The organism is Streptomyces achromogenes (genome assembly GCF_030816715.1).
GTDB classification, from domain to species: Bacteria; Actinomycetota; Actinomycetes; order Streptomycetales; family Streptomycetaceae; genus Streptomyces; species Streptomyces achromogenes_A.
This window is the reverse complement of record NZ_JAUSYH010000001.1, coordinates 2,352,145-2,366,675: the sequence shown is the minus strand read 5'-3', so window position 1 is coordinate 2,366,675 and position 14,531 is coordinate 2,352,145. Positions and strand designations below refer to the sequence as shown.

Here is a 14,531-nt window from a genome sequence, read left to right as displayed (position 1 = left end):
CGGCCGACCCGATGATCAACGACGTCCGGTGTGCGGGGCGCGGTTCCCGGCACCCGTCACGTGGGCGGCCGGTGAAAACGACGCTCGAACGGGTGCCGGTCAAAAAGAAGTTGTCGTAGGGTCGCCTGGGTCGCCGCGTCCGAAGGCGTGCCGAACAGAAGAACAGAACAACGCAAACCGCCCACGTGTGCAACCTGCGGGGCGGGTTGATCGTCACACGAGTGGCAGTTGATTCGTCACGCGAGTGGCAACGGCGACACCGGGAGGGTCTCACTTCATGTCGGCGCACTTCGGCACCAGGCTGCGCAAGGGGGCGGTCAACACGACCGTGGCCGCACTGGCGGTCGCGGCTCTGGCCGCGTCCCAGGCACCGGACGTCACGGCCGACACCCAGGGCAGACGGACCGCCGCGGACACGCCCGCCACCGAGGCCGGCGCCGACGCCGGCACGGACGACAGCGCCACCGGCAACTCGCCCTACTACACGGACCTGCCGCCCCTGCACAGCCCCAACCCGGCGCCGACCCAGAGCTCCGCCACCACTCCGGCGGGCGGCGGCGCCGGCGAGGCCGGCATCCCCGCGACCGTTCTGGACGCCTACAAGAAGGCCGAGGCCCAGCTGGCGCAGGCCAAGCCGGGCTGCAACCTGCCCTGGCAACTCCTCGCCGCCATCGGCAAGGTCGAGTCGGGCCAGGCGCGCGGCGGCGACGTCACCGCCGACGGCACGACCGTCTCGCCGATCCTCGGACCGGTCCTCAACGGCAGCGGATTCGCCAACATCAGGGACACCGACAACGGCGCCTACGACGGCGACCGGACCTTCGACCGTGCCGTGGGCCCCATGCAGTTCATCCCGTCCACCTGGGCGTGGGCGGGCCGCGACGGCAACGCCGACGGCAAGAAGGACCCCAACAACATCTACGACGCCGCCCTCGCCGCCGGCCACTACCTGTGCCGTTACGGCTGGGACATGGCGACGACGTCCGGGATGCGCACCGCGATCCTCAGCTACAACAACTCCACGGACTACCTGAACACGGTCCTGTCGTGGCTGGAGTACTACCGCAAGGGCTCGCACGAGATCCCCGACGGCACCGGCACCGTGCCGACCGACCGCAGCGACGACTACACGCCGTCCCCGCCGTCCGTCCCGACGACGCCCGGTACGCCGTCGGTCCCGAACGCGCCCGGCAGGCCGACGAAGCCGTCCACGCCGGGTAAGCCGACGAAGCCGTCCACGCCCACCAAGCCGACTCCGACGCCCACGCCGGCCCCCACGCCGACCGAGACGGTCCACCACCTCGAGGCCGCGGGCCCGGCGAAGATCACCGCCATGGCGGGCGACGTCTACACGGACCGCGTCAGCGCCCGGGCGGAGACGGCGGCCGGCAAGGCCGTCGCCAAGGTCAGGATCCGCTTCACCATCGTCGGCGACACCGACGCCGAGTTCACCGGCGGCGAGAACGTCGCCACGATCGTCACCGACAGCAAGGGAATCGCCCTCGCGCCCGCCCTCCAGGCGGGCGAGAAGAGCGGCGCCTTCACCGTCCGCGCCACCGTCCTCGGCCGCACGCTGTCCGCGCTCGACTACGCGGCCACCGTCACCCCCCGCGCCGCCGACGTCCTCACCCGCACCGGCGACACCGCACTCACCTGCACCGTCGGTGGGGAGTTCGCCGACGCGGTCGAGGTGAAGGCCACGTACAAGGGAACGGCGGCGGGCAAGGTCGCGGCCACCGCCACCCTGGTCAAGGCGGCCGACGACCCGACCGTGAACGACAAGGGCCCGTACTTCAAGGGCGCCGCCGACAGCCCCGTCCGCACCCTGGACCTGCAGACGGACGCCGACGGCCTGCTGCGGCTGCCCCAGTTGTACGCGGGCGACACCGCCGGCGCCTACCTGCTGCGCATCACCACCACCGGCGGAGCCGTCCTCACGGTCGAGCTGACCGTCACGGCCGCCGAGACGTCGACGCCGACCGCCGCACCCGTCGAGTCGGAGCCGGAGGCGACGCCCTCCGCTTCGTAGGACCGGGCGGCGGGGCGGCCGGGCCGCAGCCGCCCGCACGTCCGTACCCGCCCGCACGTCCCATGCGGTCCGCACCGCTCTCCGCACGATGACGGCGGCCCCTCTCCGCACCGAGGGGCCGCCGTCGTCGTGTCCGACGTGTTCTCATCTCGCGCGCCCGTTGCTACGGTGCCCGACCTGACGCCCTGTCAGTTCGTGCGAGTTCCGCCGCTTCAGGAGGCCCCGATGCGCGCTCTGATCGCCGCCGCGACCGGCCTCGCCCTCGCGCTCGCCCTGGTGTTCGCCCTCACCGCGCTCGGCGCCCCGGCCGGCCGGACCTCCCCGAAACCCCTGCTGACCACCGTCCCCGCCCACCCCTGACCCCACCGCCGCCCGCGAAGGAGGCCGAGATGCGCCGCACGACAAGTCTGATCCTGCTCGCCCTCGCCGTGTTCTTCGCGGCGCTCTCCCCGCTCATGCGCTGGTACGCCTTCCCCCGCCTGGCCAAGATCCCCGCGAACGAGTACCAGACGATGGTCCTGGAGGCCAGGAACGCCACCCTCCTCGACTACGGCAGCCTCACCGCCCGCACGGTCCCCCGCGTCACCATCGTGCAGACGCTCAAGGGAGACGTCGAAGCCTCCGAGAAGATCGAGAAGACGGCCGGCCGGGACGTCGTCGTCTGGGACGGCCTGTCCTACGTCCAGGGACCCGACGGCAAGATGGTCTCCCAGGTCCCCGAGCGCTACATCTTCGACGCCCACACCCAGGAACCCGTCCACGCCACCGGCGAGATGGTCGACGGCGACCCCGTCCGCCGCAAGGGCATCGAGTTCAAGTGGCCGTTCCTGACGGAGAAGCGCGACTACGAGTACTTCGACGCCCAGACCCGCACCAGCGCCCCCATCCACTACCAGGGCACCCGGACCTTCCGCGGCCTGACGGTCTACTACTTCGAGCAGACCGTCCCCTGGACCCAGGTCGCCCTGCCCAAGGCGATGCCGGTCAAGGGCATCACCCCGGCGGACGTCGCCAGGACCGGCACCACCCGCTGGTACACCACGGTCCGCAAGTTCTGGGTCGAACCCGTCACCGGAGCACCCGTCAACGGCGAGGAGATCCATCAGGAGGAACTGCGCGGCGGCACCCTCCTCGGCGGCCGCGCCAAGGTCACCGCGTTCGCCGGACACGTCAAGATGCGCGAGGACTACATCGATCACACGGTGTCCGTCGTCAAGGCCAACCGCACCCTGGTCCTGCTGCTGACCTCCTACCTGCCGTGGAGCTTCCTCCTGCTGGCCGTCCTGCTCCTGTCGCTCTCCCTGTACCTCGAGGCCCGCGCCCGCCGCCCCCGGCCGCCCGCTGCCGCGGCCCCCGCCGCACCGCGGCCGGTCACCGCCTGAGCCGCGCGTTGGTGTGCCGGGTCGGCTCCGCGCCCGCCGGATCCTCCGGCCAGGGATGCTTCGGGTACCGGCCGCGCAACTCCGCCCGCACCCCCTTGTATCCCTCCCGCCAGAAGGACGCGAGGTCCGCGGTGACGGCCACGGGCCGCCCGGCGGGCGACAGCAGGTGCACCAGCAACGGCACCCCCGCCACCCGCGGCGACTCCTGCAGTCCGAACATCTCCTGCACCTTCACCGCCAGCACCGGCCGCTCCGGATCCGCGTAGTCGATCCGCACCCGGGACCCGCTGGGGACGGCGATCCGCTCGGGCGCCAGCTCGTCCAGCCGGCCCGCCGCACCGGACGCCCACGGCAACAGCCTCCCGAGCGCCGCCCCCGCGTCGATCCGCCCGAGATCGCTCCGCCGCCGCGCCCGGCCCAGCTCCGGCTCCAGCCATTCGTCCACGCGCGCGTGCAACGACGCGTCGCCGACGTCGGGCCACGGCTCACCGAGCCGCAACCGCAGAAAAGCCAGCCGCTGCCGCAGGACGGCCGCCTCGGCCGACCAGCGCAGCAGCCCCAGCCCCTCCTTCTCCAGCCCCTCCACCAGCGCACCGCGCACGAGCGCCGGGTCGGCGTCCCGCAGCGGACGCGCCCCCAGCTCCACCGCCCCGAGCCGCTCCACCCGCCGCGCCACCACATCCCCGTCGGCCCAGTGCACCTCGTCCCGCTCGTCCAGCAGCGCGCCGGCCGCGAGCCGGGCCACCTCCTCGTCCACCACCGCCGCCAGCTGCACGCGCGCGTGCCCCCTGCCCACCGGCCGGTCCGCGACGGCCACGGCCAGCCAGCGGGCGCCCCGCAGACCCGACCCGTCCCGCACCTCCGCCCGGGTCCCCGAGACCATCAGCCAGGACCCCCCGTCGGACCTCGCGACCCGCTCCGGGAAGGCCAGGGCCACCACACGGCCGACGGTCAGATCCTCACCGTCGGCCGCCCCGCCCCTCGAGGCTCCCGCAGCCGACGACGCCCGCCGCGCGGGCGGCACGTCGACGTCCGCCGCGACGGCCCGCAGCCGCCGCACCTCCGACCGCCACCTCCCCGCATAGGCGTCGCCCCCACGTAGGGCGCCACGCAGCGCCGCCGCCAGATCGTCGCCGTACTCCCGCGGCGCCTCCTCGCTCAGCAGCGCGACCACCTCCGCCGCCCGCTCCACCCCCACCAGCGCCGCCCCGTCCAGCAGCGCCCGCCCCAGCCGCGGATGCAACCCCAGCCGAGCCAGCCGCACCCCGCGGGACGTCGCCCGGCCCGCCGCGTCGACCGCGCCGATCGCCGTCAGCAGCTCCCGTGCCGCCGCCATCGCCCCGGCCGGCGGTGCGTCCAGCAACGCCAGCCCCGACGCGTCCGGATCGCCCCAGCAGGCCGCCTGCAGCGCGAACGCCGTCAGATCGGCCACCTTGATCTCCGGAGCCGGGAACGCCGGCAGCCGGCCGTCCTCCGCCTGCGCCCAGCACCGGTACACCGCCCCCGGCGCCTCACGCCCGGCCCGCCCCGCCCGCTGCCGTCCCGCCGCCTGCGAGGCCCGCACGGTCGTCAGCGCGCTCAGCCCACGCGCGTGGTCCACCCGCGGCTCCCGCGCCAGACCCGAGTCCACCACCACCCGTACCCCCGGCACGGTCAGCGAGGACTCCGCCACGGACGTGGCGAGCACCACCCTGCGCCGCACACCGGGCGACAGCACCGCGTCCTGCACCTGGGCCGGCGACCGGCCGTGCACCTGCAGCACGTCCACTCCCGGCGGCGCCCCCAGCTGCCCCGCGACCCGCGCGATCTCCCCGACGCCCGGCAGGAAACACAGCACGTCCCCCGACCGCTCCGCGAGCGCCCGCCGCACCACCGACGCCACATGCGCCAACAGAGCCGGATCGACCCGCATCCCGTGCGGCGGGCGCACGGCGCGCACCGGCGGCGCCCACACCACCTCGACGTCGAACGCCGAGCCGTGGGCCCGGACCACCGGCGCCCCGCCCAGCAGCCGCGCCCAACCGGCCGTGTCCGTCGTCGCGGAAGCGGCCACCAGCCGCAGCTCGGGCCGCAGCGTCTCGCGCACGTCCCACAGAAATGCCGCCGAGGCGTCCGCGTCGAGATGGCGCTCATGGCACTCGTCCAGCACCACCACGTCGACACCCGTCAGCTCCTGGTCGCGCTGGAGCCGCTGCAGCAGCACGCCGGTCGTGACCACCTCCACACGCGTGTGCCGCCCCCCGACCCGCTCCCCACGCACGGTGTGACCGACGCTGTCCCCGGGCCGCTCGCCCAGCAGCCAGGCCATCCGGCGCGCCGCGGCCCGCGCCGCGATACGCCGCGGCTCGGCCACCACCACCCGCCGCGCGGGCCCCTCGCCCAGCAGCCCGGCCAGCACCAGCGGCACCAGCGTCGTCTTGCCGGTGCCGGGCGGCGCGGCGAGCACGGCCGCGCCGTGCCCCTCCAGGGCGTCGTTCAGGTCGGGCAGGGCGGCCCGCACGGGCAGCGCGTCCAGGGCGTCGAAACGGGGGATCACGCACCCAGTGTCGTACGCCCCGCCCTCCCTGCACGTACGCGCGCGTGCGCGGACGGCCGTATACGAACGCGCGCGTAGGCGGACGGGCGCGATGGACAGCGAGGCGCGACGGGACGGCAGGGCGGAGCGAGCGGTCGGGCACGGTCGGACACGTCCCTGGCCAGGGGCGTGTTTCGAAAGTCCCGCCTGCCCGGCGGCGTCTGGCACGCACGCTCGCCCTAGTCGCGCTCGCAGACGAAGACGGCCGTCCCCGGGATCAGGTTTCCGCGCAACGGGGACCAGCCGCCCCACTCCGACGAGTTCCAGGCCGGCCACTCGGGCTCGACCAGGTCCACCAGCCGGAAGCCGCCCGCCACGATGTCGCGGACCCGGTCGCCGAGCGTGCGGTGATGCTCCACGTACACGGCGCGGCCCTGATCGTCCTGCTCGACGTAGGGAGTGCGGTCGAAGTAGGAGGCGGACACGGACAGGCCCTCGGGACCCGGCTCGTCGGGAAACGCCCAGCGGATCGGGTGGGTCACCGAGAACACGAAGCGCCCGCCCGGACGCAGCACCCGCCGCACCTCCCGCAGCACCAGCACCGGATCGGCGACGAACGGCAGCGCTCCGTACGCCGAGCAGGCCAGGTCGAAGGAGGCGTCCGCGAAGGGCAGCGCGCCCGCGTCGGCGCACACCAGCGGGAACGAGCCGCCGATGCGCAGCGCGTGCTGGAGCTGCCGGTGGGAGAGGTCCAGGGCGACCGGACGGGCGCCCTGCGCGGCCAGCCAGCGCGCGCACTGCGCCGCACCCGCGCCGATCTCCAGGACCGACCGTCCCTTCAGTTCCTCCGGCGGGCCGAGCAGCTCGGCCTCCACCTCGTCCAGACCCTCGGGTCCCCACACGAAGCGGTCGTCGCCGAGGAAGGTGCCGTGCTCGACCTGGTATTCGTCCGCGTTGCGGTCCCACCAGCCCCGGTTGGCCCGGGAGCTCTCGGCGACGTCGGCGTCGCGTCGGGTGGCTTCCGGCTCGAGGGCCGGCTCGGACGATGCGGGCTCTTGGATGATGGGCTCCCTCGTCGTACTCTTCCGTGCAACCCGCCCGACGGCGCACCGAGGTGTCGCCGGAGGGGCTTCCTGCGGCCTGCATGGCCTCAGGAGAAAGGTTGTGTGCCGGGTATGCGGTGTTCCGCCCCGGGTGTGCGCCTTCGCGCATTGACCCTGCCCGGCTGCCCCCGTATGCTACAAGTTGCGCTGCGAGCCTGCGCACCTCAGACGTAGCAGGCTGCGCTCGCATCTGTTGTATGTCCCTCGGTTTTCGAGGCGTCGTCACCGGTTCCTGGTGGGGCGCGTCCTTGGCTGTCCGGCTTCTTCAGAGCGACACGGGCTCCCGGCGTAGCAGTACCTACGACTTTCTGTCCGTAACCGGAGCCCTTTCCCACATGACGAGCAGCACCGAGACCACCGCCACCACCCCGCAGGTTGCGGTCAACGACATCGGTAACGAGGAAGCCTTCCTCGCCGCGATCGACGAGACGATCAAGTACTTCAACGACGGCGACATCGTCGACGGCGTCATCGTGAAGGTCGACCGGGACGAGGTCCTGCTCGACATCGGTTACAAGACCGAAGGTGTCATCCCGAGCCGCGAACTCTCGATCAAGCACGACGTCGACCCCAACGAGGTCGTCGCCGTCGGTGACGAGATCGAAGCCCTTGTTCTCCAGAAGGAGGACAAGGAAGGCCGCCTGATCCTCTCGAAGAAGCGCGCCCAGTACGAGCGCGCCTGGGGCACGATCGAGAAGATCAAGGAAGAGGACGGCATCGTCACCGGCACCGTCATCGAGGTCGTCAAGGGTGGTCTCATCCTCGACATCGGCCTCCGTGGCTTCCTGCCGGCCTCCCTCGTCGAGATGCGCCGCGTCCGCGACCTCCAGCCCTACGTGGGCAAGGAGCTCGAGGCCAAGATCATCGAGCTGGACAAGAACCGCAACAACGTGGTCCTGTCCCGCCGCGCCTGGCTGGAGCAGACCCAGTCCGAGGTGCGCCAGACGTTCCTCACGACCCTCCAGAAGGGTCAGGTCCGCTCCGGCGTCGTCTCCTCGATCGTCAACTTCGGTGCCTTCGTGGACCTGGGTGGCGTCGACGGTCTGGTCCACGTCTCCGAGCTGTCCTGGAAGCACATCGACCACCCCTCCGAGGTCGTCGAGGTCGGCCAGGAGGTCACGGTCGAGGTCCTCGACGTCGACATGGACCGCGAGCGCGTCTCCCTGTCGCTGAAGGCGACCCAGGAAGACCCGTGGCAGCAGTTCGCCCGCACCCACCAGATCGGCCAGGTCGTGCCCGGCAAGGTCACGAAGCTGGTTCCGTTCGGTGCGTTCGTCCGCGTGGACGAGGGCATCGAGGGTCTGGTCCACATCTCCGAGCTGGCCGAGCGCCACGTGGAGATCCCGGAGCAGGTCGTCCAGGTCAACGACGAGATCTTCGTCAAGGTCATCGACATCGACCTCGAGCGTCGTCGGATCTCGCTGTCGCTGAAGCAGGCCAACGAGTCCTTCGGCTCCGACCCGGCCTCGGTCGAGTTCGACCCGACGCTCTACGGCATGGCCGCGTCGTACGACGACCAGGGCAACTACATCTACCCCGAGGGCTTCGACCCCGAGACCAACGACTGGCTCGAGGGCTTCGAGTCGCAGCGTGAGGTCTGGGAGAACCAGTACGCCGAGGCGCAGACGCGCTTCGAGCAGCACCAGGCTCAGGTCATCAAGTCCCGCGAGGCGGACGAGAAGGCCGCTGCCGAGGGCGGCGACACGGCGGGTGCGGCTCCGGCCGCGTCCAGCGGTGGCGGCGGCTCCTACTCCTCCGAGGGTGCCGACACGTCCGGCGCGCTGGCCTCGGACGAGGCGCTCGCCGCGCTGCGCGAGAAGCTGGCCGGCGGCCAGAGCTGATCGCAGCAGACCGCAGCAACCGCTGCGATCGCAGCCACTGAGGCGTAGCACGTAGCCGAGGGCCCGCACCTTTCGAGGTGCGGGCCCTCGGTGCTGACCGCGGCCCACGCCCCGCACGAGTCGTCCGATCATGGAGCTCGGACGGGAATGCCCACGCTGCCACGGGCGTTGTTCCAAAGGAACACGAGGAGGAGCGGTCCAAGTGCTTGATCCGCAGAGTCTGTACGCATGGGAGCCGAAGGGCCTGGCAGTCGTCGACATGGCGCTGGCCCAGGAGTCGGCCGGACTTGTCATGCTCTACCACTTCGACGGATACATCGACGCGGGCGAGACCGGCGACCAGATCGTCGAGCGGCTGCTCGACTCGCTGCCCCACCAACTCGTCGCCCGCTTCGACCACGACCGGCTCGTCGACTACCGCGCCCGCCGCCCGCTGCTCACCTTCAAACGCGACCGGTGGAGCGAGTACGAGGAACCGGCCATCGAGGTACGGCTCCTCCAGGACACCACCGGCGCGCCCTTCCTCCTGCTGTCGGGCCCCGAGCCGGACGTCGAGTGGGAGCGCTTCGCCGCCGCCGTACAGCAGATCATCGAACGGCTCGGCGTCCGCCTGTCCGTCAACTTCCACGGCATTCCCATGGGCGTACCGCACACGCGACCCGTGGGCCTCACCCCGCACGGCAACCGCACCGACCTCATGCCCGGCCACCGCAGCCCCTTCGACGAGGCCCAGGTCCCCGGCAGCGCCGAGGCGCTCGTCGAGTACCGCCTGATGGAAGCCGGCCACGACATCCTGGGCGTCGCCGCGCACGTGCCGCACTACATCGCCCGCTCCGCGTACCCCGACGCCGCCCTGACGGTCCTCGAGGCGATCACCGCGGCGACCGGACTGGTCCTGCCCGCCGTCGCCCACGCCCTGCGCACGGACGCACACCGCACGCAGACCGAGATCGACCGCCAGATCCAGGAAGGCGACGAGGAGCTGACCTCACTCGTCCAGGGCCTCGAGCACCAGTACGACGCCGCCGCCGGCGCCGAGACCCGCGGCAACATGCTCGCCGAGCCGGTCGACATCCCGTCCGCCGACGAGATCGGGCTGGAATTCGAACGCTTCCTCGCGGAACGCGAGGGCGAGGGCTGAGCAGCCCGCTGCCTCCCGGGCGACGCCGCACACGGACGGGCGCCCGGGAATCGGTGGGCCGGGACCGCCGGGCGCGCCGTCGCCGGCAGGCCCTAAGCTACCGCTCATGCTGAAGGTGGGCCTGACCGGCGGGATCGGCGCCGGCAAGAGCGAGGTGTCACGGCTGCTCGTCGAGCGAGGAGCCGTGCTCATCGACGCGGACCGCATCGCACGCGAGGTCGTCGCCCCGGGCACCCCGGGTCTCGCGGCGGTCGTCGACGCCTTCGGGAAGGACGTGCTGACGCCCGACGGCACCCTCGACCGTCCCCGGCTGGGATCCATCGTCTTCGCCGACCCCGAGCGACTCGCCCTCCTCAACTCGATCGTGCACCCCCTCGTCGGCGCCCGCTCCCACGACCTCGAGACGGCGGCCCCCGACGACGCCGTGGTCGTCCACGACGTCCCCCTCCTCACCGAGAACGGCCTCGCCCCCCTGTACGACGTCGTGATCGTCGTCGACGCAGGACCCGACACCCAGCTCGACCGGCTCGTCCGGCTGCGAGGCATGACGGAGGAGGACGCCCGCGCCCGCATGGCCGCCCAGGCGACCCGTGAGAACCGCCGGGCGATCGCCGACATCGTGATCGACAACGACGTGCCGTGGGCGGAACTCGAACAACGCGTGCAGGACGTCTGGGACGACCTCGTGCGCCGAGCACACGCACGGCGCGAGGCCTCCCCGGAATAGCGCCGCCGGCTCCGCGCGTTGAACCCTTCCAGCAAGGGAAGGATTTTTCCGTGCCCAATACCGCAGGTTCGACCGGACGTACTCCGGAGACGCACGTCATCGACTTCCGTGCCGCGGAACAGCTCCTCGCCGCACGGGACCCGCGGGGCGCGGTGAAATTGCTCGACTCGGTCATCGCCGCACACCCCGAGAACACCGCCGCCCGGCTCCTGCGGGCGCGCGCCTTCTTTGCCGCCGCACAACTGCGCCCCGCCGAGCTGGAGTTCACGGTCGTGCTGGAGCGGGAGCCGGACAACGCGTTCGCGCACTTCGCACTCGGCCGCACCTACGAGCGACAGGGCCGCGGCGACCAGGCCAAACGTCACTTCCGGCTGGCCGCCGCACTGGACCCCAACCCCGAGTACCTGAAGGCCGCCCGCTTCGACAGCTGAAGCGGGCCCTTCACCACGGACGACGCTCCGGCGGCCGGTACGGAGGAACGTCCCGGCCGGGCTGGTAGTGGGGGCCCTGCCGCAGGTGCCTGACGACGACCACCACGTCGACGGTGATCACCAGCCACAGCACCCCGCAGGCCGCCGCCCACCCCGTGCGCCCCACCACGGCGAACGCGGCCGTCCCGAAGACCGCCCAGGCCAGTCCCCACAGGGACAGCCACAGACGCATCCGCAGCGCACTGCGCGCTGTCGTCGGCTCACTGCCCGTACGCATCCCGATCACCGCTCCTCATCTCAACGTACTCCTCCGCCCCGACGTCATCCACAGGCCCTCGCGCTCCCACAGGTGCCCTCGAACAGCGGGTCATCCCTCGAACGGGTGAACCGGCGCAGAGCGGGAACGGCCCCCGGCAACCCGCCCGTTGGACGGGTATGACACGAGGAATGCGCGACGGATACAAGGGAACCGGCCCCGGTGCGATCACCCCCGACGGCTGCGCGGTCGAGGTCTACACCCGGCTCCCGGTCGGGAACGAGCCGGACGTCATCGCGACGGCGGCACCCGCCGGCGCCCACATCCTCGAGCTCGGCAGCGGCGTCGGGCGAGTGACCCACGCGCTGCTGCAGCGAGGATTCACCGTCACCGCCGTCGACGAATCCGCCGAGATGCTGGAACACGTCCGCGGAGCACGCACGATATGCGGTCCCATCGAGCACCTCGACCTGGGCGAGACGTTCGACGTGGTCATGCTCGCCTCCTTCCTCGTGCACAGCGGAGACGTCGAGGTCCGGCGCGGGCTGCTGCGCACGTGCTCACGCCATGTCGCCGAGGGCGGATGCGTGCTGATGCAACGCGAGGGCGAGGACTACCACACCGACCTGCCCCGCGAACGGGTCTACCCCAGCGGCTTCACGACGCGGATCGTCTCCGCCGAGCCCGCCGGGGACGGCGTCCGCTCCGTGCACGCGGAGTACGAGTTCTCCGGCGCCGTCTGGACACAGACCTTCCTGTCCAGGCCCCTGACCCGGGAACAGTTCGAGGAGGCACTGGCCGAAGCCGGCCTGCGGGTGGACCGGTACCTGACCGAGGACAGGGTCTGGGTGCGGGCGGTGCCGATGACGGCACGGTAACCCGACAGGGCGGGAAAACCTGGTGTGAGGCGATGAGTTGTGTGCCGGAGGCCGGTCTACCTCTGCGACAGGCGACACCATTGCGGACCGCTCACCACAGGAGAACCCCATGTCCGACACCACCGCTCCGCTCACCCCCGCGACGGACTCCCCCTCCGTTCCCACCGGCGGCCGCCGCGCCAGGATCGCGCTGCGGGGCCTGCAGGTGATCCTCGCGCTGTTCTACGGGATCGCCAGCGCGCTGCCGAAGCTGATCGCGCACCCGTCGGCTTCCGAGGCCTTCGACACGCTGGGCTGGGGCAGCGCCGGCATGTACACCATCGGCGCTCTCGAACTCGCCGGTGCGGTCGCCCTGCTGGTCCCGGTCCTCCAGTCCGTGGCGGCGATCGGACTGGCGGCGCTGATGGTGGGGGCGTTCGTCGTCCAGGTCACGGTCTTCGACGGGCAGAACGCGGCGACACCGCTCGTCCTGCTGGTGCCGCTCGCGCTCATCGCCTGGACCCGACGCGAGTCGAACGCGGGACTGCTGAGGCTTGCCCGACGCCGGGGGTGACGGGGAGGGGGTGGGGGAGAGGGGGAGGGGAGGGGGAGGCCCCCCAGGGTTGCTCGAGGTGGTCTTACGGTGGAGGCATGGACGCCTCCGACGCCTCCCACACCCCCGACTCACCCGGCACTCCCCGCGCCCGCTCGGGTCGCTCCGGTCGTTTTGCCGTTCCCGTCGAGGCGGGGGGCGGGTCCGGGCCGGCCCTTGTGGAGCTTGACCGGCGTGTCGCGGGGTGTGGGGCGTGTCCTCGGCTGGTGGCCTGGCGGGAAGAGGTGGCGCGTGACAAGCGGGCGGCGTTCGCGGACTGGACGTACTGGGGGCGGCCCGTTCCCGGGTTCGGGCCGGCCGATGCGCGGCTGTTGATCGTCGGGCTGGCCCCGGCCGCGCACGGCGGGAACCGTACGGGGCGGATGTTCACGGGCGACCGTTCCGGGGACGTGCTGTACCAGGCGCTGTACGACGTGGGACTGGCCTCGCAGCCCACCGCCGTCTCCGTCGACGACGGCCTGGAGCTGTACGGCGTCCGGGTCACCTCGCCGGTGCACTGCGCGCCGCCGGCCAACCGGCCCACTCCGGGGGAGCGGGACGCGTGCCGGCCCTGGCTCGTACAGGAGCTGCGGCTGCTGCGACCGACGTTGCGGGCGGTCGTGGTGCTCGGCGCCTTCGGCTGGCAGGCCGCGTTGCCCGCGTTCGCCGCGGCGGGCTGGGTCGTGCCGCGGCCGAGGCCGGGATTCGCGCACGGAACGCGGGTGCGCCTGGACGGCCCGCAGGACGGTGACGGTCTCGATGTCTTCGGCTGCTTCCATGTCAGCCAACGCAACACCTTCACCGGTCGGCTCACCCCCGAGATGCTGTGCGACGTGCTGCGGAAGGCCGCGGGGGCGGCGGGACCGGAGTAGTCCGCCGCGTCAGCCGTTGGTGGGCGACGGGTTGCGGGTGACCCGCCGCGTGGCGGGAACCGCACGGCGGGTCACCGGTCACCCGTCATGGTCAGCGGGGGGCGCCCCGCGGTTCAGGCGGACGACGGGGCTTCGGGGACGTGCCCGAAGAGGTGCCGCACGGTGGAGCGGTAGTTGGCCTGCACATGGTGGAGGGCATGGGTGCGGGCGCGATCGGGGTCGCCGGAAGCGATGGCGTCGTAGAGCTCCTGGTGTTCGGTGAGGAGCTGGGGCCATTCCTCGTTGCGTCGGGTGAGCCATTGCAGGCGTCCGGCGACGGGTTCCATGACCGAGATCAGCAAGGCGTTGCCGGCCATCGCGAGGAGACGGTCGTGGAAGCGGGTGTTGATGTCGGTGATCGCCTCGGCGTCCCCGGCTTCGGTGGCGCTCGCCGCCCGTGTCAGGAGTTCGCGCAGCTCGGCGAGGTCCTCCGGGGTGGCGCGGGCGGCGGCGAGCCCGACGGCGTAGACCTCCAGGGCCTCGCGCAGTTCGAAGAGCTCGTTGACGTCGGTGGGGCTCAGGGGGCGTACGACGGTACGGCGCGGGGTTTCGAACAGGACGAAGCCTTCGGCCACGAGGGCCCGGATGGCTTCCCGCACCGGAACTCTGGAGACGCCGAACCGTTCGGCGAGCTCACGCTCGACGAGTCGGTCTCCGGGGCGGAGACTGCCGGCGATGATCTCCTGCCGAAGGGCGCCCAGCACCCGTTCGCGCACCGCTCCGAGCGGTTCGATCTTCGTCATGGA

At 72.2% G+C, this 14,531-nt stretch carries 14 protein-coding genes; 10 read left to right on the top strand and 4 right to left on the bottom strand.

The annotated features are described in order from the left end of the window. The first annotated feature begins 277 nt into the window (after nt 1-277). The 3 genes from QF032_RS10715 to QF032_RS10705 all read left to right on the top strand — a co-directional run bounded on the left by QF032_RS10715 (nt 278) and on the right by QF032_RS10705 (nt 3,411). Nucleotides 278-2,029 carry a lytic transglycosylase domain-containing protein gene (locus QF032_RS10715; RefSeq protein WP_307041865.1) on the top strand — a complete coding sequence of 584 codons (1,752 nt, stop codon included), beginning with the start codon at nt 278-280 and terminating at the stop codon, nt 2,027-2,029. A gap of 225 nt (nt 2,030-2,254) precedes the next feature. Further along, complete coding sequence (locus tag QF032_RS10710; protein WP_306953258.1) at nt 2,255-2,389, top strand: SPW_0924 family protein; 135 nt, start codon at nt 2,255-2,257, stop codon at nt 2,387-2,389. 29 nt (nt 2,390-2,418) lie between these two features. Then, entirely contained in the window at nt 2,419-3,411 is a 993-nt protein-coding gene (locus QF032_RS10705; RefSeq protein ID WP_307041863.1) for a DUF3068 domain-containing protein, read from the top strand. On the opposite strand, the gene hrpB is transcribed toward QF032_RS10705, so the two are convergent. Further along, nucleotides 3,401-5,944, bottom strand: coding sequence for an ATP-dependent helicase HrpB (gene hrpB / locus QF032_RS10700; protein ID WP_307050026.1), 2,544 nt, complete (start codon nt 5,942-5,944; stop codon nt 3,401-3,403). The genes QF032_RS10705 and hrpB overlap by 11 nt on opposite strands. Before the next feature lie 221 nt (nt 5,945-6,165). Beyond that, nucleotides 6,166-6,990 carry a class I SAM-dependent methyltransferase gene (locus QF032_RS10695; RefSeq protein ID WP_373430466.1) on the bottom strand — a complete coding sequence of 275 codons (825 nt, stop codon included), beginning with the start codon at nt 6,988-6,990 and terminating at the stop codon, nt 6,166-6,168. A 374-nt stretch (nt 6,991-7,364) separates the two neighbouring features. On the opposite strand from QF032_RS10695, the gene rpsA reads away from it, so the two are divergent. From rpsA to QF032_RS10675, 4 genes are all read left to right on the top strand, one after another. Further along, nucleotides 7,365-8,870: a 30S ribosomal protein S1 gene (gene rpsA / locus QF032_RS10690; RefSeq protein ID WP_057580242.1), complete on the top strand. Its 1,506-nt coding sequence runs from the start codon at nt 7,365-7,367 to the stop codon at nt 8,868-8,870. A 202-nt stretch (nt 8,871-9,072) separates the two neighbouring features. Further along, a complete protein-coding gene (locus tag QF032_RS10685) occupies nt 9,073-10,011 on the top strand; it encodes a PAC2 family protein (RefSeq protein ID WP_306953261.1) in 939 nt (312 codons plus the stop codon). 106 nt (nt 10,012-10,117) lie between these two features. Then, on the top strand, nt 10,118-10,738 hold the full coding sequence (gene coaE, locus QF032_RS10680; protein ID WP_307055892.1) for a dephospho-CoA kinase: 621 nt from the start codon (nt 10,118-10,120) through the stop codon (nt 10,736-10,738). Between the two features lie 50 nt (nt 10,739-10,788). After that, on the top strand, nt 10,789-11,169 hold the full coding sequence (locus QF032_RS10675; protein ID WP_306953263.1) for a tetratricopeptide repeat protein: 381 nt from the start codon (nt 10,789-10,791) through the stop codon (nt 11,167-11,169). A 10-nt stretch (nt 11,170-11,179) separates the two neighbouring features. Here the strand turns inward: QF032_RS10675 and QF032_RS10670 are convergent, their stop codons facing one another. After that, entirely contained in the window at nt 11,180-11,446 is a 267-nt protein-coding gene (locus QF032_RS10670; protein ID WP_307055890.1) for a DUF6343 family protein, read from the bottom strand. A gap of 170 nt (nt 11,447-11,616) precedes the next feature. Here QF032_RS10670 and QF032_RS10665 point away from each other — a divergent pair, with 170 nt between their 5' ends. The 3 genes from QF032_RS10665 (at nt 11,617) to QF032_RS10655 (ending at nt 13,746) form a co-directional block, all read left to right on the top strand. Then, the gene (locus QF032_RS10665; protein ID WP_307055888.1) at nt 11,617-12,303 is read left to right on the top strand and encodes a class I SAM-dependent methyltransferase; all 687 of its coding nucleotides are present in this window, start codon (nt 11,617-11,619) and stop codon (nt 12,301-12,303) included. 109 nt (nt 12,304-12,412) lie between these two features. Beyond that, on the top strand, nt 12,413-12,856 hold the full coding sequence (locus QF032_RS10660; protein WP_307055886.1) for a DoxX family protein: 444 nt from the start codon (nt 12,413-12,415) through the stop codon (nt 12,854-12,856). A 77-nt stretch (nt 12,857-12,933) separates the two neighbouring features. Next, nucleotides 12,934-13,746: a uracil-DNA glycosylase gene (locus tag QF032_RS10655; RefSeq protein WP_307055884.1), complete on the top strand. Its 813-nt coding sequence runs from the start codon at nt 12,934-12,936 to the stop codon at nt 13,744-13,746. Between the two features lie 113 nt (nt 13,747-13,859). On the opposite strand, the gene QF032_RS10650 is transcribed toward QF032_RS10655, so the two are convergent. After that, nucleotides 13,860-14,528, bottom strand: coding sequence for a GntR family transcriptional regulator (locus QF032_RS10650; RefSeq protein WP_307055882.1), 669 nt, complete (start codon nt 14,526-14,528; stop codon nt 13,860-13,862). Nucleotides 14,529-14,531: the final 3 nt, after the last annotated feature.

Bases quoted from the DNA above. Each gene is read 5' to 3' on its own strand.
- QF032_RS10715 (WP_307041865.1), top strand. From the start codon at position 278: ATGTCGGCGCACTTCGGCACCAGGCTGCGCAAGGGGGCGGTCAACACG.
- QF032_RS10710 (WP_306953258.1), top strand. From the start codon at position 2,255: ATGCGCGCTCTGATCGCCGCCGCGACCGGCCTCGCCCTCGCGCTCGCC.
- QF032_RS10705 (WP_307041863.1), top strand. From the start codon at position 2,419: ATGCGCCGCACGACAAGTCTGATCCTGCTCGCCCTCGCCGTGTTCTTC.
- rpsA (WP_057580242.1), top strand. From the start codon at position 7,365: ATGACGAGCAGCACCGAGACCACCGCCACCACCCCGCAGGTTGCGGTC.
- coaE (WP_307055892.1), top strand. From the start codon at position 10,118: ATGCTGAAGGTGGGCCTGACCGGCGGGATCGGCGCCGGCAAGAGCGAG.
- QF032_RS10670 (WP_307055890.1), bottom strand. From the start codon at position 11,446: ATGCGTACGGGCAGTGAGCCGACGACAGCGCGCAGTGCGCTGCGGATG.
- QF032_RS10665 (WP_307055888.1), top strand. From the start codon at position 11,617: ATGCGCGACGGATACAAGGGAACCGGCCCCGGTGCGATCACCCCCGAC.
- QF032_RS10660 (WP_307055886.1), top strand. From the start codon at position 12,413: ATGTCCGACACCACCGCTCCGCTCACCCCCGCGACGGACTCCCCCTCC.
- QF032_RS10655 (WP_307055884.1), top strand. From the start codon at position 12,934: ATGGACGCCTCCGACGCCTCCCACACCCCCGACTCACCCGGCACTCCC.
- QF032_RS10650 (WP_307055882.1), bottom strand. From the start codon at position 14,528: ATGACGAAGATCGAACCGCTCGGAGCGGTGCGCGAACGGGTGCTGGGC.